The sequence below is a fragment of the Pseudomonas syringae pv. tomato str. DC3000 genome (assembly GCF_000007805.1).
In the GTDB taxonomy this organism is placed as follows: Bacteria; Pseudomonadota; Gammaproteobacteria; order Pseudomonadales; family Pseudomonadaceae; genus Aquipseudomonas; species Aquipseudomonas avellanae.
In genome coordinates this window covers 6,235,285-6,260,721 of record NC_004578.1, presented here as the reverse complement: position 1 = coordinate 6,260,721, position 25,437 = coordinate 6,235,285, and the positions used below count along the sequence as shown (strand labels likewise).

Annotated in this window: 20 protein-coding genes; 13 read left to right on the top strand and 7 right to left on the bottom strand. The window is 58.9% G+C overall.

Going from position 1 to position 25,437, the window contains the following annotated elements; genetic code table 11:
* Positions 1–211 precede the first annotated feature (211 nt).
* From purE to PSPTO_RS28460, 4 genes are all read left to right on the top strand, one after another.
* On the top strand, positions 212–703 hold the full coding sequence (purE, locus tag PSPTO_RS28475; protein WP_003340324.1) for a 5-(carboxyamino)imidazole ribonucleotide mutase: 492 nt from the start codon (positions 212–214) through the stop codon (positions 701–703).
* 9 nt (positions 704–712) lie between these two features.
* The gene (locus PSPTO_RS28470; RefSeq protein WP_011105529.1) at positions 713–1,795 is read left to right on the top strand and encodes a 5-(carboxyamino)imidazole ribonucleotide synthase; all 1,083 of its coding nucleotides are present in this window, start codon (positions 713–715) and stop codon (positions 1,793–1,795) included.
* Positions 1,796–2,082: 287 nt separating this feature from the next.
* The gene (locus PSPTO_RS28465; RefSeq protein WP_003378385.1) at positions 2,083–2,328 is read left to right on the top strand and encodes a GlsB/YeaQ/YmgE family stress response membrane protein; all 246 of its coding nucleotides are present in this window, start codon (positions 2,083–2,085) and stop codon (positions 2,326–2,328) included.
* Positions 2,329–2,411: 83 nt separating this feature from the next.
* Positions 2,412–2,945 carry a DUF3299 domain-containing protein gene (locus tag PSPTO_RS28460; protein ID WP_005621857.1) on the top strand — a complete coding sequence of 178 codons (534 nt, stop codon included), beginning with the start codon at positions 2,412–2,414 and terminating at the stop codon, positions 2,943–2,945.
* Positions 2,946–2,970: 25 nt separating this feature from the next.
* Here the strand turns inward: PSPTO_RS28460 and PSPTO_RS28455 are convergent, their stop codons facing one another.
* Together PSPTO_RS28455 and PSPTO_RS28450 are read right to left on the bottom strand one after the other, a co-directional pair.
* Positions 2,971–3,882, bottom strand: coding sequence for a D-hexose-6-phosphate mutarotase (locus tag PSPTO_RS28455; protein ID WP_011105527.1), 912 nt, complete (start codon positions 3,880–3,882; stop codon positions 2,971–2,973).
* A 90-nt stretch (positions 3,883–3,972) separates the two neighbouring features.
* Positions 3,973–4,374, bottom strand: coding sequence for an acyl-CoA thioesterase (locus PSPTO_RS28450; protein WP_003378389.1), 402 nt, complete (start codon positions 4,372–4,374; stop codon positions 3,973–3,975).
* A gap of 430 nt (positions 4,375–4,804) precedes the next feature.
* Between PSPTO_RS28450 and PSPTO_RS28445 the strand changes: the two genes are divergently transcribed.
* The 9 genes from PSPTO_RS28445 (at position 4,805) to PSPTO_RS28405 (ending at position 20,128) form a co-directional block, all read left to right on the top strand.
* Entirely contained in the window at positions 4,805–6,094 is a 1,290-nt protein-coding gene (locus PSPTO_RS28445; protein ID WP_057443137.1) for an MFS transporter, read from the top strand.
* 169 nt (positions 6,095–6,263) lie between these two features.
* Positions 6,264–7,262, top strand: a complete 999-nt coding sequence (locus PSPTO_RS28440) for a phosphate ABC transporter substrate-binding protein PstS (protein ID WP_005768354.1) — start codon at positions 6,264–6,266, stop codon at positions 7,260–7,262.
* A 128-nt stretch (positions 7,263–7,390) separates the two neighbouring features.
* On the top strand, positions 7,391–9,676 hold the full coding sequence (locus tag PSPTO_RS28435) for an ABC transporter permease subunit (protein WP_005768357.1): 2,286 nt from the start codon (positions 7,391–7,393) through the stop codon (positions 9,674–9,676).
* Between the two features lie 68 nt (positions 9,677–9,744).
* A complete protein-coding gene (gene pstA, locus PSPTO_RS28430) occupies positions 9,745–11,361 on the top strand; it encodes a phosphate ABC transporter permease PstA (RefSeq protein ID WP_193383857.1) in 1,617 nt (538 codons plus the stop codon).
* Positions 11,362–11,427: 66 nt separating this feature from the next.
* Positions 11,428–12,261, top strand: a complete 834-nt coding sequence (pstB, locus tag PSPTO_RS28425; RefSeq protein WP_011105523.1) for a phosphate ABC transporter ATP-binding protein PstB — start codon at positions 11,428–11,430, stop codon at positions 12,259–12,261.
* 70 nt (positions 12,262–12,331) lie between these two features.
* Complete coding sequence (gene phoU, locus PSPTO_RS28420; protein ID WP_003378397.1) at positions 12,332–13,093, top strand: phosphate signaling complex protein PhoU; 762 nt, start codon at positions 12,332–12,334, stop codon at positions 13,091–13,093.
* A gap of 202 nt (positions 13,094–13,295) precedes the next feature.
* Positions 13,296–14,189, top strand: a complete 894-nt coding sequence (locus PSPTO_RS28415) for a response regulator (RefSeq protein WP_005768363.1) — start codon at positions 13,296–13,298, stop codon at positions 14,187–14,189.
* A 223-nt stretch (positions 14,190–14,412) separates the two neighbouring features.
* On the top strand, positions 14,413–19,065 hold the full coding sequence (locus PSPTO_RS28410) for a deaminase domain-containing protein (protein WP_011105522.1): 4,653 nt from the start codon (positions 14,413–14,415) through the stop codon (positions 19,063–19,065).
* Positions 19,066–19,225: 160 nt separating this feature from the next.
* Complete coding sequence (locus PSPTO_RS28405; protein ID WP_046464026.1) at positions 19,226–20,128, top strand: peptidoglycan DD-metalloendopeptidase family protein; 903 nt, start codon at positions 19,226–19,228, stop codon at positions 20,126–20,128.
* Between the two features lie 87 nt (positions 20,129–20,215).
* On the opposite strand, the gene PSPTO_RS28400 is transcribed toward PSPTO_RS28405, so the two are convergent.
* The 5 genes from PSPTO_RS28400 to PSPTO_RS28380 all read right to left on the bottom strand — a co-directional run bounded on the left by PSPTO_RS28400 (position 20,216) and on the right by PSPTO_RS28380 (position 25,347).
* Complete coding sequence (locus tag PSPTO_RS28400; protein WP_003383143.1) at positions 20,216–21,556, bottom strand: hemolysin family protein; 1,341 nt, start codon at positions 21,554–21,556, stop codon at positions 20,216–20,218.
* Between the two features lie 99 nt (positions 21,557–21,655).
* A complete protein-coding gene (gene phoR / locus PSPTO_RS28395; RefSeq protein WP_007245011.1) occupies positions 21,656–22,978 on the bottom strand; it encodes a phosphate regulon sensor histidine kinase PhoR in 1,323 nt (440 codons plus the stop codon).
* 60 nt (positions 22,979–23,038) lie between these two features.
* Complete coding sequence (phoB, locus tag PSPTO_RS28390; RefSeq protein ID WP_003383141.1) at positions 23,039–23,728, bottom strand: phosphate regulon transcriptional regulator PhoB; 690 nt, start codon at positions 23,726–23,728, stop codon at positions 23,039–23,041.
* 168 nt (positions 23,729–23,896) lie between these two features.
* The gene (ubiA, locus tag PSPTO_RS28385) at positions 23,897–24,787 is read right to left on the bottom strand and encodes a 4-hydroxybenzoate octaprenyltransferase (RefSeq protein WP_007245012.1); all 891 of its coding nucleotides are present in this window, start codon (positions 24,785–24,787) and stop codon (positions 23,897–23,899) included.
* Positions 24,787–25,347: a chorismate--pyruvate lyase family protein gene (locus tag PSPTO_RS28380; protein WP_011105520.1), complete on the bottom strand. Its 561-nt coding sequence runs from the start codon at positions 25,345–25,347 to the stop codon at positions 24,787–24,789. The genes ubiA and PSPTO_RS28380 overlap by 1 nt, the downstream gene beginning before the upstream one ends.
* Positions 25,348–25,437 lie beyond the last annotated feature (90 nt).

The window sequence follows — 25,437 nt, the reverse complement described above, 5'->3', positions numbered from 1 at the left end:
CCTTTGTGGTGTAGGGCGTATGGGTTGAGTGTCAGGAATCCGGCCGCTGACAGAAGGTGATCGCAGGTGCTTTAAACAGGCAACTTTGCGCTATACTGCGCGGCCTTTGGCCGGCTAAGTCGGTCATTATTCGTACAGCAAGCCACGCCGGTTCCCTGCGTGGCTTGTTGTTTTAAGACGCGCCTGCGGGCGCCCGATGAGAGGCACGACGATGAGCGCACTGGTTGGCGTGATCATGGGCTCCAAGTCCGATTGGTCCACCCTTAGCCACACCGCCGACATGCTGGAAAAGCTCGGCATTCCTTTTGAAGTCAAAGTGGTGTCAGCTCACCGCACGCCGGACCTGCTGTTCCAGTACGCCGACGAAGCCGAAGGCCGTGGCATTGAAGTGATCATCGCCGGTGCCGGTGGTGCCGCTCACTTGCCGGGTATGTGCGCTGCCAAGACTCACCTGCCTGTATTGGGCGTTCCGGTGCAGTCCTCCATGCTCTCGGGTGTCGACTCCCTGCTGTCGATCGTGCAGATGCCCGCTGGCATTCCGGTCGCGACGCTGGCCATCGGCAAGGCCGGTGCGATCAACGCAGCGCTGCTGTCGGCAAGCATTCTCGGCGCCAAGCACCCGCAATTTCACGCAGCGCTGAAGAAATTTCGCACTGAGCAGACAGACAGCGTCCTGGACAATCCAGACCCACGCCACGCCTGAGGTTTTTCCATGAAGATCGGTGTAATCGGTGGCGGCCAGCTCGGTCGCATGTTGGCATTGGCAGGGACGCCGCTGGGCATGAACTTCGCCTTTCTCGATCCCGCGCCGGATGCTTGCGCAGCTGCGTTGGGTGAGCATTTGCGTGCCGATTATGGCGATCTGGATCATCTGCGTCAGTTGGCTGACGAAGTCGATCTGGTGACGTTCGAATTTGAAAGCGTTCCGGCTGAAACCGTCGCGTTCCTGTCGCAGTTCGTGCCGGTCTACCCGAGTGCCGAAGCGCTGCGCATTGCGCGTGACCGCTGGTTTGAAAAAAGCATGTTCAAGGATCTGGGCATTCCGACCCCGGCGTTCGCCGATATCCAGTCGCAAGCCGACCTGGATGCCGCCGTGGCCAGCATTGGTCTGCCCGCTGTTCTGAAAACCCGCACCCTGGGTTATGACGGCAAGGGCCAGAAGGTTCTGCGTTCGGCAGCCGATGTGGTCGGTACGTTCGCCGAACTGGGCAGCGTGCCTTGCCTGCTGGAAGGCTTCGTGCCGTTCACTGGGGAAGTATCCTTGATTGCCGTGCGTGCGCGTGACGGTGAAACCCGTTTTTACCCGCTGGTGCACAACACTCATGACAGCGGCATTCTGCGCCTGTCCATTGCCAGCACCGATCACCCCTTGCAGGCACTGGCAGAAGACTATGCCGGGCGTGTGTTGAAGCAGCTCGATTACGTCGGCGTGCTTGCATTCGAGTTCTTCGAGGTCGACGGTGGCCTGAAAGCCAACGAGATTGCACCGCGTGTGCACAACTCCGGCCACTGGACCACCGAAGGCGCCGAGTGCAGCCAGTTCGAAAACCACCTGCGGGCGGTTGCCGGTCTGCCACTGGGCTCGACGGCCAAGGTTGGCGAGAGCGCCATGCTCAACTTTATCGGCGAAGTGCCATCTGTGGACAAGGTCATGGCTGTCGAGGACTGTCACCTGCACCACTACGGTAAAGCGTTCAAGGCTGGCCGCAAAGTGGGCCACGCCACCGTTCGCAGCGCCGACCACGCCACGCTGGATCGCCAGGTGAAGTTGGTCGAAGCGCTGATCAAGCCGTAACGCTTGTGCCAATGCTCTGCGTCGCAAGAGGACGCGGAGCGTCCAGAACGGCATGCGACGCAGAGCGTCGCACGATAGTTGACCTTGTGGGGGCGACCGTGGGTTTTGGCAGTTCGTGGCGCTCTGGGTCGCGAGAGGATGCAGATGCCCTGCCATTCATGAAGAATTCTCCACCTCGACTCAAACTCGCCATTTTGCCGGAACCATTCCCTGCTACTGTTCTCAGATAGCAGTAAGTCGGGGCTGCTATTGCCCAGGCATGTTCACTTAATACAGAGGGAAATGGCATGGGTATCATTGGAACCATCTTTATCGGCCTGATCGTTGGTCTGTTGGCTCGCTTTCTGAAGCCGGGCGATGACAGCATGGGCTGGATCATGACCATTGTGCTGGGTATCGCCGGTTCGCTCGCGGCAACCTATGGTGGCCAGGCGTTGGGTATCTATCACGCAGGCGAGGGTGCAGGTTTCCTCGGTGCACTGGTCGGTGCAATCATCCTGCTGGTTATCTACGGCATGATCAAAAAGAAATAACGTTTCATGTTCAGCCCTCTGTTCTGTACGGCGCAGAGGGCTAGAATGCGCGGCAACTCTTCTCCCTTTTGCCGAGCTTTATCATGCGTCGCTTTCTGTTGATGACCCTTTTACTGCTTTCCGGGCTTGCACACGCCCAGTTGCCGGAAACCGACTGGCTTGAGCTGATGCCCAAGTCCGATCAAAAAGCCCTCGACGCCATGCCCGAGATTGACCACAACTCTCCGGAAGCCATGGGCACGTTCGACAGCAAAGGTGGCTTGAAGCAGAGCAAGGGTTTGCCGGCAGTGATGTATTCCACCAAGACCGTCCCGGCCATGAACGGCAAGACCATTCGCTTGGGTGGCTATCCTGTACCCCTCGAAACCGACGCCAAAGGTCATAGCACGCTGTTCTTTATCGTGCCTTACCCCGGCGCCTGCATCCACGTGCCGCCTCCGCCGCCCAACCAGTTGGTGCTGGTGCGCTACCCCAAGGGTCTGAAGCTGGACGACATCTACACACCGCTGTGGGTAGAGGGCACACTCAAGATCGAGAAAGTCAGTAACGATCTGGCCGATGCCGCTTACGCAATGGATGCATCAAAGGTCCGCGTGGTGGTGGAGTCGGACCTTTGATGGCTGATCTCTGATCAGGTTTCGATCAGAGACTCTCACCCCAGATACTCACCCCCAGCACATGCATCTGGTCAGGCGCCAGCGTGACCACGTCGTCCAGCACGTTGGCGGTTTCGACGCAGACCATGCGCTGCCAGCCGTCGGCTGCCATGTCGGTGAATGTGCCGGTTTTCTCGATCCACGGGTTCCACAGGATGGCTGATTTCGAGCCGGTGCTGCGGATGTGGATGCGTCGCTGCCACTCAGGGTCAATGATGCTGAGCACGCCTGGTGTGTCCTGGTAGATGCGGTCGGTTTCGCCGGTGAACGTCAGGTCGCCGGTCTGTTCGCGTTCTTCCCAGTTTGCCAGGGTTTCGATGTAGCGCAGGCCGTCGAGTCCTTCGATGCTGACCTGACGAACATCGCTGACGGCGAAATAGGTGTGCAACGCCTGACTGAAGGTGACCGGTTCTGCGCCGCAGTTATAGCTGACCAGACTGACGTTCAGAGCGTGGTCCAGGCGAATGCTCAGTTTCAGGGCGACGTTGTGCGGCCAGCCTGGCAAGTGGCCTTCAGCTTCGGGGAGGACAAACTCTACCAGCAGTGCATCGCCATCTGCGCCAATACCGAGCAGTTGCCAGTCCAGTGCGCGGACTTCTCCGTGGGCCTTGGCGGGTTCGCTGCTGTCGCGCATGGCCTGCACGCTCTGAGGGTTGCGCTCCAGATTGCCGAACCACGGCCAGCAGATGGGCATGCCCGCACGGATCGCTTTGCCTTTCTTGAACGCCGCTTCTTCGTTCAGCCACACCAGTGGCGGTTGTCCGGCCACCTGATAGCTGAGGATGTGTGCGCCTTGCTGGGCGACCAGCAGCTCTGCTTCGCCGTGGCGAATGCGCCAACAGTTCAGTTCATCGTACTGGACGGATTCGACGAGGGGTTCAACCGGGGATGTTGGCATGCAAGGTTCTCACTCAATGACCGTGACGAAAATAGACCGCTTCACGAAGAATGAGTTTACCGTGCAGCCAAACCTGGGCCGAGCAACAATTTACCGTCGTGCAGGAACCGAGCGTGTCCGGCCGCTGGAATCTATGGCCACGAACACGAACGCAGCCTCTGTTACCTTACGCCACTCGCTGGTAACCGGGTCATCGCTCCACACTTCGACCATCATCTTGATCGAGGTGCGCCCCACTTCCAGGGTGCGCGTATAAAAGGAAAGCTGCTCGCCGACTGCGACCGGCACCAGAAACGCCATGCGATCGATAGCCACGGTCGCCACGCGACCGCCGGCCACTTTGCTGGCCATTGCAGTCCCGGCCAGGTCCATCTGAGACACCAGCCAGCCGCCGAAGATATCGCCGAAGCCGTTGGTTTCACGGGGAAGAGCAGTAATTTGCAGCGCAAGGTCGCCTTGCGGAGTTGGATCTTCTTGTTCGAGCTCGATCATGCCTAGGGTGCCTCTGACCCATGACTCTCATTATTGTGTGCCGCGGTTAACAGGGGCCATTCAAAACCATGCGCATGAACGTTAGGGGTTCAGCACCGGTGTGGCCTAAGGGAAACTCTGCGAAACCCGCTGATTCAGACGTTTTCGCACAACTTCCCACTGCTGTTGACGGCTTGCGAGTATATCGGGCGTTGCGTCTTAGAACGACCGTCGGGTTTTCATTTTGTATTGATGCAGTTCTTGACATGTGTTTTTTGAAAGCAATTTGCTATCTTGCTGGACCTCTACAGGTAACAAGACTGCCTGTACACGCAATTTTGGTGCCTATCTGCACCGTTGCTCCCGACTATCGCTTCTGCACGGCACCCCGCAGCAGCCAGCGTTGCTGTCGCTTGCCCCCTTCGAAGAACAAGTAAAGAGAAGCCTTGTCATGTCATCTGTTCCCTCAAGTTCCACGCAGCCTGCGCGGCCGTTGACTCGCAGCGATTACAAAACCCTGTCGCTGTCCGCTCTGGGTGGTGCCCTGGAGTTCTACGACTTCATCATCTTCGTGTTTTTCGCGGCCGTGGTTGGAAAGCTGTTTTTCCCGGTCGATATGCCTGACTGGCTGCGCATGATGCAGACCTTCGGCATTTTCGCCGCCGGTTATCTGGCAAGACCGCTAGGCTGCATTATCATGGCGCACTTCGGCGATCTGCTGGGGCGCAAGAAAATGTTCACCCTGAGCATTTTCATGATGGCGGTGCCGACGCTGATCATGGGCCTGTTGCCCACTTATGCGCAGATTGGCATGTGGGCACCCATTCTGCTGCTGGTGATGCGGGTCATTCAGGGCGCGGCCATTGGCGGCGAAGTGCCGGGGGCGTGGGTGTTCGTGTCCGAGCATGTACCTGCACGTCGCGTCGGTTATGCCTGCGGCACACTGACGGCTGGCCTGACTGCCGGTATTTTGCTGGGCTCGCTGGTTGCCACGGCGATCAACAGCATTTATACACCGGTTGAAGTGTCGGACTACGCCTGGCGGATTCCTTTCCTGCTGGGCGGCGTGTTCGGTCTGATGTCGGTGTACCTGCGTCGCCTGCTACACGAGACCCCGGTGTTTGCCGAGCTGCAACTGCGTAAGGCTCTGGCAGAAGAAGTGCCACTCAAGGCGGTGTTGCGTGATCATCGCGGTGCCGTTGCGCTGTCGATGTTGATGACCTGGTTGCTGTCGGCGGGCATCATTGTCGTGATCCTGATGACGCCTACCATCCTGCAGACTATCTACGGCTTCCCGGCGGCCACGGCGTTGAAGGCCAACAGCCTGGCCATCGTGTTCCTCAGTGTGGGCTGCATCGCTGCCGGTGCGCTGGCGGATCGTTTCGGTGCAGGCTGGGTATTTCTGCTGGGCAGTGCCGGTCTGCTGGTCAGTTCCTGGACGTTTTATCACGTCCTCGGCAGCCACCCGGAGGTGCTGTTCCCGCTCTATGCAATCACCGGGCTGTTCGTCGGCACCATCGGCGCGGTGCCTTACGTCATGGTCAAAGCCTTCCCGCCGGTGGTGCGCTTTTCCGGGCTGTCGTTTTCCTACAACCTGGCGTACGCCATTTTCGGCGGTCTGACGCCGATGGTGGTGACCTTCATGCTCAAGAGCAGCCCGATGGGGCCGTCCTGGTATGTCGCGATTCTCTGCGGCCTGGGCATGGCAATCGGTGTGTTCCTGCTGACCAGGAAGCGTTGATCAGCTTCGCCTGAAAACCTGCTTGTTGATCCCTACCGCTAAAAGGCTGTCGCCCCTGCTCAGGGGCGGTGGCCTTTTCATCTTATTGTCATAATCAATTCATAGAGTGTTCACAAGACGGGCCGACGAGGCTTGTGAACACCTACATACCCTGCCGGGAGCGCAAGGAATGACACTCAAGCGTTTGATGACTGCACTGACGTTCGTTGCCGCTGGAGTGGCAGCAACCCACACGTTCGCGGCCGTCGACCCAGCCATCAAGGCCTATACCAAGACCTCGGGTGTGTCGGGCAATCTCTCCAGTGTCGGTTCCGATACCCTGGCAAATCTCATGACCTTGTGGGCCGAGGCGTACAAGAAAGAATACCCGAGCGTGAACATCCAGATTCAGGCGGCGGGTTCTTCCACCGCCCCGCCTGCATTGACCGAAGGCACCGCCAACCTGGGGCCGATGAGCCGCAGGATGAAAGACGGCGAACTGTCGGCCTTCGAGCAAAAGCACGGTTACAAACCTACTGCGATTCCGGTCGCGGTCGATGCGCTGGCGGTGTTCGTGCACAAGGACAACCCGATCAAGGGCCTGACCCTGCAGCAAGTGGACGCGATTTTCTCAGTAACCCGGCTGTGCGGTGCCAAGGCTGATGCAAAAACCTGGGGTGATGTGGGCGTGACGGGCGATCTGGCGGGCAAGCCGATCCAGCTGTTTGGTCGCAACTCGGTGTCAGGCACTTACGGTTACTTCAAGGAAGAAGCCCTGTGCAAAGGCGACTTCAAGGCCAACGTCAATGAGCAGCCGGGTTCGGCATCGGTGGTCAGCGCCATCAGCAACTCGCTGAACGGTATTGGTTACTCGGGCATTGGTTATAAAACGTCCAATGTCAGGACCGTGCCGCTGGCCAAGAAAGCGGGTGGCGAGTTTGTCGAAGACAACGAAGCCAACACGTTGAACGGCACCTATCCGCTGTCGCGCTTTCTCTACGTTTACGTGAATAAGGCACCCAACCAGCCTCTGGCACCGCTGGAAGCAGAGTTCGTCAAACTGGTGCTGTCCAGACAAGGCCAGGAAGTGGTGATGAAAGACGGTTATATTCCGCTGCCCGCGCGCGTAGTGGAAAAGACCCTGACTGATCTCGGCCTGCAGGGCGCAAGCGGGCTGGCAGTCAAGTAGCCGCGAGGCGCAATGGACTGGCCTGTACACACGTTCGACAGTCCGCCGCCGGCTTCACGGGCAGCGGGCTTTTCTGCGTCACCTTGCTGTAATGTTTTTGTCATACAAGGCGTCTACGGTGTGTGCGCATGAATGAGCTGTTCAAATCCTCGATGAATCAGAGTTCGCCTCCGGAGCGGATCGACTTCAATACGCCTGCGATGCAGCGCAAGCGTCGTGTCCGCGCGCTCAAGGATCGGCTCACTCACTGGTACGTCGCCATTGGTGGTCTCGCCGTGCTGGCCGCCATCACGCTGATCTTCTTCTATCTGGCCTATGTCGTTGCGCCGCTGTTCAAAGGCGCAAGCCTGACCTCTGCACCGGCGCTTGATGTGCCGTGGATGCAGGGCGCCGGCGAGCCGTTGATGATCTCGATCGAAGAGCAGAACCTGATCGGCATGCGTGTTTCCGACAAGGGCGAGGTGATCTTTTTCAATGTTCAGAGCGGCGCAGAGCTGCATCGGGTGGCCTTGCCGCTCCCTGCGGGTGTGTCCGTTGCTTCCATCGGCAAGGATCAGCCCGGCGCGCCGCTTATAGCATTGGGCCTTTCCAATGGTCAGGTGCTGATTTTCAGGCATACCTACCTGACCACGTACCCGAACAACCAGAAAACCATCACCCCGAGCGTGGCCTGGCCTTACGGCGAAACACCGCTGGTGCTGGATGAAGCCGGGCGGGCGGTCGAACATGTGACGGTCAGCGCGGACGGCGACAGCCTGAAAGTGGCGGGCTCTACTGGAACCCAGCTGCACGTCATGTCGCTCGAACAGAAAGAAAACATGATGACCGGCGAAATGACGCGTGACCAGACACGCATCGAACTGCCGCAGATGTCCGCCGAGGTCAAAGCCATCTACATCGACCCGCGCCAGCAATGGATGTACGTTATCAATGGCCGGGCGCAGGCGGATGTGTTCAGCCTGCGTGATCGCAGCCTCAATGGACGTTACAAGCTGCTGGAAGACGGCAACGCCGAAATCACCGCCAGCGCTCAGTTGGTCGGCGGTATTTCGCTGATCATCGGCAACTCCAAAGGCAGCATGTCCCAGTGGTTCATGGCCCGTGACACTGATGGCGAACAGCGCTTCATGCGGATTCGTGACTTCAAGATGGGCAAAGCGCCGATCCGTCAGATCAGGGCCGAGCAGCGTCGCAAAGGTTTTATCGCCCTTGATGAGTCGGGCCGGCTGGGGGTGTTTCACAGCACCGCGCACCGCACATTGCTGGTCGAAAAGGTTGCAGATGGCCCCGGCATCCTGACGCTGTCGCCGCGCGCCAATCAGGTGTTGATTGAAAGTGGCGGCAAGTTGTTGCCCCTCACGCTGGATAACCCGCACCCGGAAGTGTCCTGGAGTTCGCTGTGGGGCAAGGTCTGGTACGAGAACTACGACGAGCCCAAGTACGTCTGGCAATCCACGGCTTCCAATTCCGACTTCGAGCCCAAGCTGAGCCTCGCACCGCTGACCTATGGCACGCTCAAGGCGGCGTTCTACGCCATGCTGCTGGCCGCGCCGCTGGCCGTTGCTGCAGCTATCTACACCGCCTATTTCATGGCACCGGGCATGCGCCGCAAGGTCAAGCCGGTGATCGAATTGATGGAAGCGATGCCGACGGTGATTCTCGGCTTCTTTGCCGGACTGTTTCTTGCGCCGTACCTGGAAGCGCACCTGCCCGGCATCTTCAGCCTGTTGCTGCTCACGCCGATCGGTATTCTGCTGGCAGGCTTTTTCTGGACCCGTCTGCCTGATTCGATTCGCCTGCGCGTGCCCGATGGCTGGGAAGGCGCGATTCTGATTCCTGTCGTGCTGTTGGTAGGCTGGTTTTCCCTGAGCATGAGCCCGCACCTGGAGAACTGGTTCTTCGGTGGCGACATGAGCACGTGGATCCGGGACGAATTGGGCATTACCTACGATCAGCGCAACGCGCTGGTGGTCGGCATTGCGATGGGCTTTGCGGTGATCCCCAACATTTATTCGATTGCCGAAGACGCCGTGTTCAGCGTGCCACGCAGCCTGACCCTCGGCTCGCTGGCACTGGGCGCAACACCTTGGCAGACCCTGACGCGGGTCGTCATCCTGACCGCCAGCCCGGGCATTTTTTCGGCGTTGATGATCGGTATGGGCCGCGCGGTGGGTGAAACCATGATTGTGCTGATGGCCACGGGCAACACGCCGATCATGGACATGAACCTGTTTGAAGGCATGCGCACCCTGGCGGCCAACGTTGCGGTGGAAATGCCCGAGTCTGAAGTCGGTGGCAGTCATTATCGGGTGCTGTTTCTGGCCGCGTTGGTGCTGCTGATCTTCACCTTTGTGATGAACACCCTCGCAGAGCTGATTCGTCAGCGCCTGCGCAAGCAATATTCGTTGCTGTAGGAAGGTAGACGTTGTTGAAACGGAACTCACTCAAAAGCTGGTTCAAAAGCGGCGCGCCTGGCGTCTGGATGAGTGCGGGCGCCGTTTCCATCGCGGTGATCATGACCATCGGGCTGCTGGCGGTGATCGCCGTGCGCGGGCTGGGACACTTTTGGCCTGCTGACCTGGTGGTCGCGCAGTACGCGGTGCCCGATCAGCCGGCGCATGTTCTGGTCGGTGAATTGGTCGAGCAGGAGCAGGTGCCGCGTGCGCGCCTGAAAAGCGCTGGTCTGCCGGTGCCTGATCAGGGGCCAGAGTTCATGACCCGTGAGCTGTTCAAGGTTGGCAACCGTGACCTGAACCCCAGCGATTTCACCTGGGTAGTCGGCGAGTGGCTGAGCGGGCAAAGCAGCCCCGCAGAGCTGATGACGCTGGAGCGCCGCGAGTGGGGTAATTTCTACGGCTATCTGGTCAACGTCAAGGAAGGTGGCAGAGTCGTGGCCGAAGGCGAGGCGGCCTGGCCAACCCTGCAAGAACGCATCAAACGCATCGAAACGCTCGCTGACGAGCTCTACAGCCTGGAAAAGAAAGACATCGGCGCGATCAATCATGGCATTGAGCGCTTGCGTCTGCAGGCCCGCAAGCTGGAGCTGGCCGGCAAGCTGGATGCCGCTGCGCAAGCCGACATGGCGGCAGAGCGTGCCGAGCTGGACGCGCGCTACAAGGTCATCGAGGGCCGTCTTGAAACGCTGCATCAGGCCTTTGACCGTGACAGCCTGACGGCCCGCGATGCCGACGGCAAAACAATCGAAATCAGCCTGGGCAAGGTGGTGCATGCCTATCAGCCCAATGCGATGGGCACGTTCACCAAGCTGGGTTTCTATTTCCAGAAGCTGTGGGAGTTTCTCAGCGACGACCCGCGTGAGGCCAATACCGAGGGCGGTATCTTCCCGGCCATCTTCGGCACGGTGATGATGACGCTGATCATGGCAGTGATCGTGACGCCGTTCGGTGTGCTGGCGGCGGTTTATCTGCGTGAGTACGCGCGTCAGGGCCTGGTGACCCGCCTGATCCGCATCGCCGTGAATAACCTGGCCGGTGTACCGGCGATTGTGTACGGCGTGTTCGGCCTCGGGTTTTTCGTTTACGTGCTGGGCGGCTCGGTGGATCGTCTGTTCTTTCCCGAAGCGCTGCCGGCCCCGACGTGCGGCACGCCTGGCCTGTTATGGGCCTCGTTGACGCTGGCGCTGCTGGCGGTTCCGGTGGTGATCGTAGCCACTGAGGAAGGGCTGGCGCGCATTCCGCTGACCCTGCGCGAGGGCTCGCTGGCACTGGGTGCCACCAAGGCCGAGACGCTGTGGAAGATTGTGCTGCCAATGGCCAGCCCGGCGATGATGACCGGTCTGATTCTGGCGGTCGCCCGCGCAGCCGGTGAGGTGGCGCCGTTGATGCTGGTGGGTGTGGTCAAACTGGCCCCGTCATTACCCGTGGATGGCAACTATCCTTACCTTCACCTCAATCAGAAAATCATGCACCTGGGTTTCCATATTTACGACGTAGGGTTCCAGAGCCCCAATGTCGAGGCGGCACGACCGCTGGTTTATGCCACCGCGCTGTTGCTGGTGCTGGTCATCGCCTTGCTCAACCTGTCGGCGGTCAGCATTCGTAATCATTTGCGGGAAAAGTACAAGGCGCTCGACAATTGATCCTTACGACGCCTGCGGGCAAGCAGGGCAGTTCGATGCAACGAATGGTTCGCACAGGAGCAATCCATGCAGCATGAAAGACCGACTCACGGCATGAACATACCGGCCCTGCGACGTCGCAAACAAGTCCTGGACCTGGCCGAGGAGACGGTGGCCATCGAAGTGCCGGGGCTGAGTCTGTTCTATGGCGACAAGCAGGCGTTGTTCGACATCGCCCTGAATATCCCCAAACAGAAGGTGACCTCGTTCATCGGTCCGTCCGGCTGCGGCAAGTCGACGTTGCTGCGCAGTTTCAATCGCATGAACGATCTGGTCGATGGCTGCCGCGTCGAAGGCGCCATCAACCTGTACGGGCACAACATCTATACCAAGGGTGAGGAAGTCGCTGAATTGCGTCGGCGCGTCGGCATGGTGTTCCAGAAGCCGAACCCGTTTCCCAAGACGATCTATGAAAACGTGGTCTATGGGCTGCGCATTCAGGGGATCAACAAAAAACGCGTACTCGATGAAGCTGTCGCGTGGGCTTTGAAGGCTGCGGCGCTGTGGGATGAAGTCAAGGACCGGCTGCATGAGTCGGCCCTGGGTTTGTCCGGTGGTCAGCAACAGCGTCTGGTGATTGCCCGAACGATCGCCGTGGAGCCGGAAGTCCTGCTGCTCGACGAACCCTGTTCGGCACTCGATCCGATTTCGACCCTTAAAGTCGAAGAACTGATCTACGAACTGAAATCCAAATACACCATTGTGATCGTTACCCACAACATGCAGCAGGCGGCTCGGGTGTCGGATTACACCGCGTTTATGTACATGGGCAAACTCGTCGAGTTCGGTGACACGGATACGTTGTTCACCAACCCGGCAAAAAAGCAGACTGAAGACTACATCACCGGTCGTTACGGCTAGGACGTGCTTCGTCAGCCCTGAACCACCGCTGTGTTTTCGCAATTAACCGGACGTTCCAAGGACACCCAGCATGATCCACAAAGACAGCCATACGCATCACATTTCCCAACAGTTCAACGCTGAACTCGAAGACGTTCGCAGCCATTTGCTCGAAATGGGTGGCCTGGTCGAGAAACAGGTCAACGATTCGGTCACGGCATTGATCGAGGCCGACTCCGGTCTTGCCCAGCGTGTTCGTGAAGTCGACGACCGGATCAATCAGATGGAGCGCAGCATCGACGAAGAATGCCTGCGCATTCTGGCTCGTCGTCAGCCTGCGGCGTCCGATCTGCGCCTGATCATCAGCATTTCCAAGTCGGTGATCGACCTGGAGCGCATTGGTGATGAAGCCACCAAGATCGCCCGCCGTGCCATCAAGCTCTGCGATGAGGGCGAGGCACCGCGCGGTTACGTCGAGGTGCGGCATATCGGCGATCAGGTGCGCAACATGGTGCGTGACGCGCTGGACTCGTTCGCGCGCTTCGACGCCGAGCTGGCCCTGTCGGTCGCGCAGTACGACAAGATCATCGACCGCGAGTACAAGACCGCTCTGCGTGAGCTGGCGACCTACATGATGGAAGACCCACGCTCGATCTCCCGGGTACTGGACGTCATCTGGGTGCTGCGCTCGCTGGAGCGCATCGGCGACCACGCACGCAATATCTCTGAGCTGGTGATCTATCTGGTGCGCGGGACCGACGTGCGGCACATGGGCCTCAAGCGCATGAAGGAAGAAGTGCAGGGTATCTCGAGCGAAACCGCTAATGTTCCGGGCAACGCTGACGATAAGTAAGATTGCCTGCGAGAAAAACGCCCGGCACGCGCTGGGCGTTTTTCGTTGTGCAGCGCAATTTTCCGTCGCCTGCGGATTAAATGTCGCGGCGTAGTCAATCAATATGGCTGTTGGCCATCGGTCAACGCTATGCTTGCCGAAACAAAGGGCGTGTTGGCATACCGCAGTTCGCCTCCAGGTGAACACGCCCGCAGGAGCGTCGATGAGTAAGGTCAGTGTATTGGTGGTGGATGACGCGACTTTCATTCGCGACTTGGTCAAGAAAGGGCTGCGCAATTATTTTCCCGGGATTCATACCGAGGACGCGGTCAACGGTCGCAAGGCTCAGGCATTGCTGAGCAAAGAGTCGTTCGATCTGATTCTGTGCGACTGGGAAATGCCCGAGATGTCCGGCCTTGAGTTGTTGACATGGTGCCGCGAGCAAGACAATTACCTGAAAACCGTTCCGTTCATCATGGTGACCAGCCGTGGCGACAAGGAAAACGTCGTGCAGGCGATCCAGGCCGGCGTCACCGACTTTGTCGGCAAGCCATTCACCAACGAGCAGTTGCTGAGCAAGGTCAAGAAAGCGCTGGCCAAGGTCGGCAAGCTGGACGCGGTCATGTCCACGGCCCCGGCGCGCATGAATTCGCCGCTCAACGACTCGCTCAGTGCACTGACAGGCGGCAAGGCCGAGGTGGTTCGCGCCACGTCTGCTGCAGCGCCTGCCAGTATCCCTAAAGCACCGCCAGTCGCAGCAGTCCGCTCGGCAGAGCCTACCGGTCGTGGTCAGGGTCAGTTGCGCCTGCCCAACGGTACTCAGCCTTGCGTGATCAAGGCCCTGAGCCTGAAAGACGCCACGCTGGTGGTGCGCGTCAGCGAAAAGCTGCCGCAGGTACTCGAGAGCGCGGTACTGGACCTTGAGCAGGGCGAAAGCAACGAAGTTGCACGTCTGAACGGCTACCTGCACTCGGTTGCTGCGTTCGAGCAGAAGCCTGACAGCGAATGGCTGCAAGTGACCTTCCGCTTTGTCGATCAGGATGCACAGAAGCTGGATTACCTGTCGCGTCTGATCGCGCGCGGCACGGCGCAGAAGCACTTCGTTCCGGGGGCCTGATACCGCTGGTGCAGGGGCGTGCGGAACGAGAGGGTCTGACTCTCGCACCGATGCTCCGTGGTCGGGACGCCTTTCTCGACGCTGCGCGTCACAGCGCAGCCTACGACCCGCGGCGGCTTTTCCTGCGTCATCCATACAGCTCGTCGTCTATCGGTGCCGGGCAATAGTCTATTTAGTTTTTCCAGTCGCATGAAAATGCAAATCACTACTGGAAATCCACCCGATGACTTCAACTCCGCTCCAATCAAACGTCCACACGGCTGTTGCGCCTCCTGCACCCTCCGCCCATCAGCGCTCTGACCTGGGCATTTTCTGCCAGGCTCTGGTCGGGCTGACCCCCGTTGGCGAGTACCACGACAAGGCGCTTGCGAATTCGCTCAACCAGCAACTGGCTGCACCTGAGCGCCAGATTGCAATTGCGCACCAGTTGGCAGCGATCCCGGTCAGCCACTGGCCCGACAGTAATCTGCACGTCGACCCCTCGACCGCCATGGCGCTTGCCAGCCGGGCCGAATACCTGCGCAGGATGGCCATCCATCTTGTCAATCCGGATGGCGCACGCTGGCTGAATACGGCTATTGAGGATGCAACCGCCGCGCCGGGTATGCGCGCGCTTTCTCTGGCAATCAGCCTTGGTGCCGAGCACTCCAGATTATCCTTCGAGTCGCTGATTGCGCTCGCAGCCATAGTGCTGATGCCGGTGCTGCATGCGAGCGTGGCGCTGGACGAGTCGTTGCCCAATGCCAAAAGCCTTGATGCAAAGGTTCCGCGCCTGGACACCTGGAGCACTGTCCGCGATGTGGGGTATCTGCTGCAGCGTTCGGGTATGGCGCTGCTGTGCGAGCCTGAGTCGCAAGGCAGCTTTCTGCGCTTTAGCCCGCACGCGACCTGGCATGCGCTGTGCCAGACCGCGCAGTTCAAATCTGTCTTCAAGCCGCTGTTGAGTTACATGGATTGGTTCGGTGGACGATCGGGCGAACATACCTCGCCCCTCGTTACCCAGGCACTTGCCGGCCGTGTGATCGCCGATCACGTTGCAGCAGCCGTGCAACTTGATGGCGAGCCACTTGAAAAGGCCCTGCGTCGCCGCTGGGTCTGTGAACACAGCCATGTGCAGATTCATGACAAGGTGCGCAAGCTTGTTCGCGCTCACTTTCCTCAAGCCCTGCCGAGCACTCTGGACATAATGTGTCACCTGTTTTTGCGTGAAGCGATGCCCGAGCTTCTGGTCGAGGGCGTGCCCGACCACCTTCAATATGGACGTTCTTTGCAGAGCGTCGCCTTCATTCATGGCGTTGCACTGGTTGAAGCGTTGTCGCCGGGCCTGTCACAGATCACGCCATACGACACGCTGATCAAGGTCAGCGCGGATCTGGCTCAATCCAGCGATGTCGATATTCATGCGCTGTGGGCGAAAACGCTGATTATCCCGGCCCTGCGTTACGCCACTGCGCACGGCGCTATTGAATGGAAAAATAATGATGATGTCCATCAAGCCAGCGCCGCGCAGATCAGTCAGGCGCTTGCTTATCTGGATGCTCAGCAGAGCCTTCATGCTCAGGAACTGAACAGTTTGCTGGGAATAAAGCCAGCGGACCGGAAAGGCCTGGCGCAGCAGATGCTGAAAGCGGCAGGTGTCGATCATTGGCTTTGGGAGCAGAGCATTCATATCGACCACTGGCCGATATTGCAGGCACATGGGTTCACGGTCGCCTCGTCTTACTCCATTGACCGTCTGCTGGCAGCCGGGCGACCGCAGGCGTCAGTGGTCGAGCTGGTGATGATGGGTGAGGTGTACATTCAGGGACAGCCCACGGTCCCGGAAGCCTACGCCACTGCATTCGATGCATTTCAGCGCGCACTGGTCCGTGCCGAGGCCAGCGTCATCCGGCGCCAATTGTCCGAAATGCAGGTGATTGACCAAAAGACCCTGCTTGATTCCACCTGCGAGCTGAGCAGGGTCCGATTCGGCGCTCAGGAAGGAACGCAGGGGCTTTTCATCCGGTGCCAGGCGGGCGATCACCGCAGCGATTTTGAGGGCCACTCGGTGGGCGAACGCTTTTTCGAGTTGATCCCGGCAGCGGGCGTCGCAGGAGAAGTTCGTCAGGCGTTCAGGTACGCGGTAGAGGGCGTTACGTGGTCCGGCACTATTCCGATCACAGAAGCGCTCAGCCGCAAGGAGGCTCACCAGCGACGCATTGAAAAAGCCAGAGTTACCCCGCTATGGCCAATGGACAGCGATGCTTATCTGCTTGGGGCCGTATCACGTTCCTCGGCAGCCTTGCACCAGCCACAACAAGGGACACTGATTCCTTCTGCAACGCTGGTCTACTTTGCTGATACCGATCAGCAAAGCGGCCTGGACGTCCTGGCAAGCAAGGCGGCAGAGCATTTGCTCGGCGACTTTCTCGAGCGCAGTAAAGCTGAACACCTGCACGAGACTCAATGGGAGCAGGTCTGGGCGAAGGAACGTGAATACGCCGATATCGCTGCACGTCTGATCATTCCGTTTTACGGCTGTATCAAGGACCTTGCATCCGGTGATCGGTCGGGCGGTGCGATAGTTGGCTGTGTAATGGATGTTGCCTTCGTGTTGCTTCCTTTGGGGCAGTTCGTCAGTTCAACCGCGCGCATCGTTCTGCGAGCGGGCGAAATGAGCGTCGAGTCAGTTGCCAGACTCACTGGCCAGGCGGTCGGCAAGTTGATCGCTGGGCTGGCGAAGTCCAGTGCTGTATTCGCCTTGCGCGATATAGGCAGGCTGGGACTGAAAATGGGTGTCCGAGGCTGGGCCGCATTGTTGGAAGACGTGCCGTCGCTGAGCAGCGTGTTTTCATCGCAGGCTGTGCTTGACGCCACTTTCGGCCTGGACAAGGGAATGTATCGGCTCGCCGAAGACATGCAGTTGCCGATAACTGCCGAGCCTGCGAGCAAGGTTGTAATGGTCGATGGCAGAGCCGACGTAGTGGTGCGCGACGTAGGCACTCTGGAGCAACCGGATTTCAGGCTGTCTGATCCACGGTCAGGCGCGGCATTTGGTAAAAAGCTGACGCAGGTGGCACAGAGCGAACGAATGGAGTTTTCGGTTTTTTCAGCGCAGGAGCGCATAAGCCCTGAACACTACCCGTCCATCGCGCCGGTAACGGAGGTCGAGTACGGCACTGCCTGCGAGGTGCGCATTGTGGAACGCTGCAATGTCCGGGCTATCGAGCGGGAAGGGGGCGTATTCGATATTCTGGTCGATGATCAGATCTACCACATCGACGCCAACACGCCTGACGCAGCATTGCGCAAGCTCGCTGTTGAAAAGTTATCTCTGCGTTCAACGCAACTGCAGGAAACAGAGAGACTCTGCCGGGTTCGGCGCAACCTGATAGAAATCCCCTGCACCAATGGTGTAAAGCTGGCAACACCCGCGCCGGAGCCGATAATGGATGGCTCGACGTCCCCGAAACGTACTGGCAAATACCCGAGCAATGCCATGGATGCCCGTGAGTTCGGGCTGGACAGGCTGTCTTTGGGGGCCGACTCTGCGGCGAGTAGCATTGATGTATTCGTCAACGAGGGCAAGTTCTGTAAATGGGCCGATTCTGTTGAGCCAGTGGCCTCCACGTCGGCTGCCGTGAAACAGGTCGTGCCGCTTTCCGAGGCCGAACGGGCACTGCTTGCGTTGCCTGAAACGCCGGTCTATCTGCCCCAGCTTCGCGGCGCACTGGCAAGGGCAGGGCTACTTGGCCTGCCGGAAAACTTCCCGATGGATGATGCGCTGTGGATATACGCGCATATACCTGTCATCAAGATCGGCCCCATTGCTTCAGACATCGCTGATGCTCGAGCTCTTCGCGGTATCCGGCTGGAAATGGACGGGGAGAACTGGATTTTCATCGAGCCAGACACCGGGCTGTTCTACAAGGCACCCATTTCTATGGATGAGGCGCCTGATCTGAAGTTTTCTCGCGTTACCGAGGCGGCTGAAATCAATGAATACATCCGGGTATCCGAGCAGTATCGGTTGGTTCGCGAGTTTCCAGGAGCCGAGCAGGACCAGGAAAATATTGCCCGGCTGCTTTTTGATTTGCTGGATGATTCCGCGCGGGCTGATTGGCACGTGTCCTGGGGGGAGCCCGTCACTCATTATGACGACTACGTGCAGTGGTGCACTGCCAATCAAAAACCCAATGACCTTCTGAAGTTTGCCGCCAATATCATGTCCGGCGAAGAGATTCAGAAAAAGTTCGTGACGCTGGCCAGAAACAGTATTCCAGACTTCAAGAAGATTACTCTGAGAAGCCTGCCGGATCAGCAGCACATCGTGGAAGTACTCAATCAACTGCTGCCGACGCAGGGCTCTCCCATCAAATGGGAGAAGCTGACCCTGGAAAGCATCGTGACGCCCCAGGCACCCAAACGCATAATGAAACAAGTCCGCGGGGCAAACCTTTCATTCTTGCAGGCCTATACCGAGTCCGGTGAGCGGATTGTGTATTACGCGCTGTCTGGTGGTAACAAAGCCAAAGATCTGAAGCTGCAACTCGATGTCACTGAAAGCACCGAGCGAGTCATCGATGGCGTGATTTACCGGGATGCACGCGCTCGTATGGCTGGGCGTCAGCCGGATCCGGGGTTTACCAGCCTGCCGGTCATCAGAGACGTCGATCATTTGGTCGTCAGATCATTCGGCCGTTATCTTGATTCGGAACGGTTGATTGCGACTGTCTTGAAGGAAGACATGGCGTCCACCAAACTGACGCATATCAAGGTTTTCACTGTGTTGGACACTTGCCGTTCGTGTGGCGGATTCGTTTTGCCGCGTTTGAAGCTCGACTTCCCTGATGCGCAATTTTCGGTGACTTACCTGAAACCTTATCAAGCTATCTGACCGTATTCACCTCGCGCAGTGTTTTAACGGCACTGCGCGTCTTGTGTCTGGCGCGGCTTGTCTGGCGCTTCATTCATGTCCGATTGATACCGGTGAGTCCTCTTCTGCCTGCAAGGCTGCTAGGCTTGGCACCCGGCACCTTTGAACCTGATCGCCTCCGATGCTTGAACGCCTGCTCATCCTGTTTGCCCTGACGTTGACTGTGCAGTCGGCGGGGGCAGTCACGATCTACAAATTCACCGATGCCCAAGGCGTGGTGTCGTTCTCTGACCGGCCGACGCCGGGTGCATCGGTCATGGTCTTTCGGGACCGGATGGTCGAACGTATCGACCAGCAGGTGCACCTGAGTGTGCGGCGGGAAAAGGGCGTGCACAGCCTGTATGTGCGTAACGACCTTTATGCCCCGGTCGAGGTTGAACTCAAGCTTTCCAGCGTCACCAACGTGTTGGGTGTGGCAGGAGCTTCCTCGACATTGCGCCGCACTATCCCGGCACGCAGTAACGAACGGGTGGTGGTCTTGAGCCCCAAGGTTGCGAGCAAGCCGATGAATTACGCGTCGATGCTCACCTCCACGCTGGGCGATCCCAAGGGCTCGGTACACGCTTACAAATACCCGTTGCCGTGGATCGGTGGGCCGTTTCGTCTGACCCAGGGGCCTAATGGCAGATACAGCCACTTCGGTGTCAAAGGGCGCTACGCGATGGACATCGCCATGCCCGAAGGCACGCCGATCATCGCAGCGCGCGGCGGCACGGTGGTGAAGATCGAAAACAGCCAGTCAGGCAGAGGCTCGAATGCGTCAGGCAACTTTGTGCGGATTCTGCACGAGGACGGCACGATGGGCGTCTACCTGCACTTGATGCAAGGCTCGGTGGCGGTCAGGGAAGGTCAGCGGGTCAGTGTCGGTACGGCGCTGGCGCGTTCCGGCAATACCGGCAACAGCACCGGCCCGCACCTGCACTTTGTCGTGCAACGCAATTCGGGCAATGAACTGGTCTCCATCCCCTACGAATTCGCTACACCGGTACCGAGCCTGCCCAACTTCGCGGTGGGCGGGAATTAGCGCTGTTGCCTATCGCGCCAATGCTCCGCGCGGGCATGCAGCTCATGACGCTTTGCGGCCGATTTTGAACAGGCGGCGCTGATCGGGTCAATCCAGCTTCAGCACTTTAGCCAAAACGATTTTCGGGCCTTTCATCTTTTTGATGATGATGCGCAGGCCCTCGACTTCCATCTGCTCTTCTTCTTCCGGCACGCGCTTGAGGGTTTCGTAGATCAGACCTGCCAGGGTTTCCGCTTCGATGTGATCCAGGTCGATGCCCAGCAGACGCTCGATCTTGAACAGCGGCGTATCGCCACGCACCAACAGCTTGCCCGGCTGGTAAGCGAGAATGCCGCGCTCCACCTTGCGGTGTTCGTCCTGAATATCGCCGACCAGCACTTCGAGTACGTCTTCCATGGTCAGGTAGCCGACGATCTTGCCGTCGGCTTCTTCGACCACGGCGAAATGCGCGCCGCCCTTGCGGAACTGCTCCAGCAATTGCGACAGCGGCATGTGCCGCGACACGCGCTCCAGCGGGCGGGTCAGTTCAGCCAGGTTGAAGGATTCGGGAATATGATCCAGCGCGGCCAGCTCCAGCAGCAAGTCCTTGATGTGCAACAGCCCGACGAACTCGCCACGTTCGGCGTCGTACAGCGGATAACGGCTGAATTTGTGGCGACGAAACAAGGCCAGAATTTCCTTGAGCGGCGCGTTGAAGTCCAGCGAGACCATGTCTTCGCGGGAGTTGGCCCAATCGACCACTTCCAGCTCGCCCATTTCCACAGCAGATGCCAGCACCCGCATGCCCTGATCGCTTGGGTCCTGACCACGGCTGGAGTGCAGAATCAGTTTCAGTTCATCGCGGCTGTAGCTGTGCTCATGGTGCGGGCCAGGCTCGCCCTGGCCTGCGATGCGCAGAATGGCGTTGGCGCTGGCGTTGAGCAGGTAGATGGCCGGGTACATCAGCCAGTAGAAAAAGTACAACGGTGCCGCCGTCCATAGCGACAGCAGCTCCGGCTTGCGGATTGCCCATGACTTGGGGGCCAGCTCGCCGATGACGATGTGCAGGTAGGAAATGATGAAGAAGGCGGTAAAGAACGACACGCCCTTGATCAGTTCCGGGGTGTCGACGCCCATTGCTGCGAGCAGTGGCTCCAGCAGGTGCGCAAACGCCGGTTCGCCCACCCAGCCCAGGCCGAGAGAGGCGAGGGTGATACCCAGCTGGCAGGCCGAGAGATAGGCGTCCAGTTGGCCGTGGACCTTGCGCAGAATGTGCCCGCGCCAGCCGTTCTTGTCGGCGATGGCCTCGACCTTGGTCGAGCGCAGTTTGACCATGGCAAACTCTGCCGCAACGAAAAAGCCGTTGAGCAGGACCAGGAACAGAGCAAAGAGAATCATGCCGAAGTCGGCAAAGAGTGAAGACAGGTTAAAACTAGGAGAAGGGTCCATGATGGGGTTTTGCAGGGTCCGTATTAACAGAAAGAGAGCGATTTCGCGCCAAGGAAGACGCTATGAACCCGGCAATGTAGCGGCTGAAAGCTCGATTGCCTAGTAGTCTGAATCGTCGTTCAAGGGTTTGGACAATTGGTCGTCGGCAAAGTGGCAAGTAAAAACGCTGCCCTTGCCCGGAACGCTATTGATCTCAAGGTGGCCGCGATGGCGCAGCAACACGTGTTTGACGATCGCCAGGCCCAGCCCCGTGCCACCGGTATTGGACGCCCGGCTGGTATCGACCCTGTAGAAGCGTTCTGTCAGGCGTGGCAGATGTTTGGTCTCGATGCCGATGCCCGAATCCTGCACGCTAAGGTGCGCGCCCCGTTCGTCGTTCCACCAGCGTATGCGGATAACGCCTTCGGCCAGGGTGTACTTGACCGCGTTGAAAATCAGGTTGGAAAACGCGCTGCGCAGCTCGCTTTCGCTGCCTTTGAGGAGCATGTCGCTTTCAAGGCTGAGGTGGATCTGTTGATTCTTGCTGCCCGACAGCGCATTGGCGTCGGCGGTAATGGTCTTGAGCAGCGCAGTGACCACGACCGGATTGTTGTCCGAAGGGTAATCCGTGGCTTCGAGCTTGGCCAGCAACAGCAGGTCGTTGAGCAGCGTCTGCATGCGCCCGCCTTGTTGATGCATCTGTTGCAGTGCCCGCACCCAGCGTGGGTTCACCTCTTCCACGTTGTCGAGCAGTGTTTCCAGGTAGCCGAAGATCACGGTCAGCGGCGTGCGTAATTCATGGGATACGTTGGCGACGAAGTCTTTGCGCATCTGCTCCAGCAGATGAATGCGTGTGACGTCACGTACCAGCATCAGATGCTCGTTGTTGCCATAGCGGGTAATCAGCAACTGAATGCGCATGCGGTCGTTGGTGGGCGAGGAGATCTCCAGCGGCTCGCTGTAGTCGCCCAGCGCAAAGTATTCCTTGAAGCGTGGATGGCGCACCAGATTGGTCACGGGCTGGCCACTGTCCTGCGGCGTCTTGAGGCCCAGCAAGGTTTCGGCGGCGCGGTTCCACCACTCCAGATTGCCTTCGCTGTCGAGCATGATCACCGCATCGCGCAGAGCAGCGGTGGATTCCTGCACGCGGTCGATGACGGCCTGCAAGCGGCCACGCACCCGTTGGTCACGGCGTTGCAGGTGGTAGATGCTGTCGAACACTTCGCCCCATAGGCCGTAACCGTCTGGAGGTGGCTCGTCGGCCTTGTGGCTGCTCAGCCAGTCATGCAGGCGCAGTAATTGTTTGAGGGTCCAGGCCAGATACAGGCCCAGACCGGTGGCCAGGCTCCAGCCATAGTGTCCGCTGATCAGGCCCACCAACAGGCAGGCGGTGACCAGCAGCAACATGTGGCGTATCAGGGTGCCGTACCAATTTTGATTCAATTAAGGGTAAATCCTTGTCTGGTCCGCACCGGTCGCTGCCCTGCATCGACGAAACGGCTGTCAGCTCTTCGTTGAAAAGCGATAGCCGGTGCCGCGCACGGTTTGTACCAGATTTTCATACGCATCACCCAAGGCCTTGCGCAGGCGACGAATGTGGACATCGACGGTACGCTCTTCGACGTACACGTTGCCGCCCCAGACCTGATCCAGCAGCTGGCCACGTGTGTAAGCGCGCTCCTGATGGGTCATGAAAAATTGCAGCAGGCGGTATTCGGTTGGGCCCATTTCTGCCGGTTTGCCATCGATGGTGACGCGGTGGCTGATCGGGTCGAGCAGCAAGCCGCCGACTTCGATAGGGGACTCTCCGTCAGTCGGCCCGGCCCGGCGCAGCACGGCCTTGAGGCGGGCAACCAGTTCGCGGGGCGAAAACGGCTTGGTGATGTAATCGTCAGCGCCCACTTCCAGGCCCTGGATCTTGTTGTCCTCTTCGCCCTTGGCGGTGAGCATGATGATCGGGATATCCCCGGTCAGCTCATCACGTTTGAGGCGTCGGGCCAATTCGATGCCGGATGTGCCAGGCAGCATCCAGTCGAGCAGAATAAGGTCAGGCTTGCGGTCGACGATGATCGCGTGGGCCTGCTGAGAGTTTTCGGCTTCAATACAGTCGTATCCAGCCATTTCCAACGCAACGGCGATCATTTCACGAATAGGCGCTTCGTCGTCAACGATCAGGATGCTCCTGCCAGCCATGCTCGAACCTCTTGTCATTTAACTGTCTTGGGGCGCATTAGATAACGGAATTATTGCAGTCGTGTGACAGGTCTGGATGAGGCTAGCATGCGCACAGGATACCGGGGGCCCGCACGCCCAGTGATCACGCCTTTATTTCAATCGCCCGAGTGCGCTTGGCGGCTGTGCTCAGCGCAAGGCGTAATCGGCGACGATGCCGAGGAATATCGCAAGGCCCGCCCAATGATTGTGCAGAAAGGCCTTGAAGCAGGCATCGCGCTCGCGCAGGCGCGTGCTCCAGAATTCCCAGGCGAAGCAGGCAGCCGCGACCAGCAACCCCATGTAGAAAAAGGCACCCAGCTCAAAGCGCGAACCGGCCAGCGCCAGACAGCCCAGCGCCAGACCTTGCAGGGACAAAATGATCACGCGGTCGGCATCGCCAAACAGCACGGCGGTGGATTTCACGCCGATTTTCAGGTCATCGTCGCGATCGACCATTGCGTAGTAAGTGTCGTAGCCCACTGTCCAGAGCAGGTTGGCGATGTACAACAGCCAGGCTGCGGCAGGCAGCTCGCCGGTTTCAGCGGTAAACGCCATCGGCATTCCCCACGAGAACGCGGCACCCAGCACCACCTGCGGGTAATAGGTGTAGCGCTTCATGAACGGATAACAGGCAGCCAGCGCCAGCCCGCCAAATGACAGCCAGATCGTCGTGCTGTTGGTGAACAGCACCAGCACAAAACTCAGGCTGACCAGTACGGCAAACAGAACCAACGCTTCACGCGAACTGACTTTACCGCTGACCAGCGGGCGTTGTTCGGTACGCTTTACGTGACCATCGACCTTGCGGTCGGCGAAGTCATTGATCACGCAGCCCGCCGCGCGCATGAGGAATACGCCTGCCACGAAGATGAACACCGTGTTCAGCGACGGCGAGCCCTTGCCTGCGATCCAGACCGCCCACAGGGTTGGCCACAGCAACAGATAAATGCCGATCGGCTTGTCGATACGTGTCAGTTGGACAAAATCCCAGGCGCGTGGGCTCAGGCGATTGAGGGATTTGAGCAGGGACAGGTACATCAGGCGTGGTCCTTGTTATGAATCGCATTCCACAGGGCGGGCAGAAAAACTTCGGCAACCAGCACGCTCAACGCACCGCGACTGAATTGTGAGCGGCGTGCCCACAGCCCGGAAACTGCATCGGCATCAGGCAGCCAGCTTTGCGGGTAATGACACACCTGGAGGGTGCCGCGGTCGAACGCCGGGTCGCTGAACAGCAATGCGCCCAGCGAGCGGGTACCCAGTTCGTCCATGTGCAAACCGCCGTGTTGCAGCGCGTCCCGTGCGGCGACGCTACGGGCGAACACCCAGTTTTCGCCGTTACCGCGCAAGTACACCTCGCGCACCCAGCCTTCGCTGGCTGCTGGCAAGCCCAAAGCGGCGCATTCGTCGTCGCGCAACGCTTGCCAGCCTTCAGACAGGGGAACGATATCGAAGCCGCCGTCAGACAGGCGGTCCAGTCGGCGTGTAAGGGATTGCTGATTGAATAGCCAGCCGAAAAATACAGGTGTGGGCGTGTCAGTCAGTTGCTCGCGCTCAAGCCAGTCAGGGGTAACGAATGCGGGGGAATGCTGGGTCACAATAAGTCAGTTTCGACGGCCAACGAGGCAGCGAGCTTATCACGATTGCCTGGCTTGACCGCCGACCGGCAGAGCAACAAGTCATAGAAT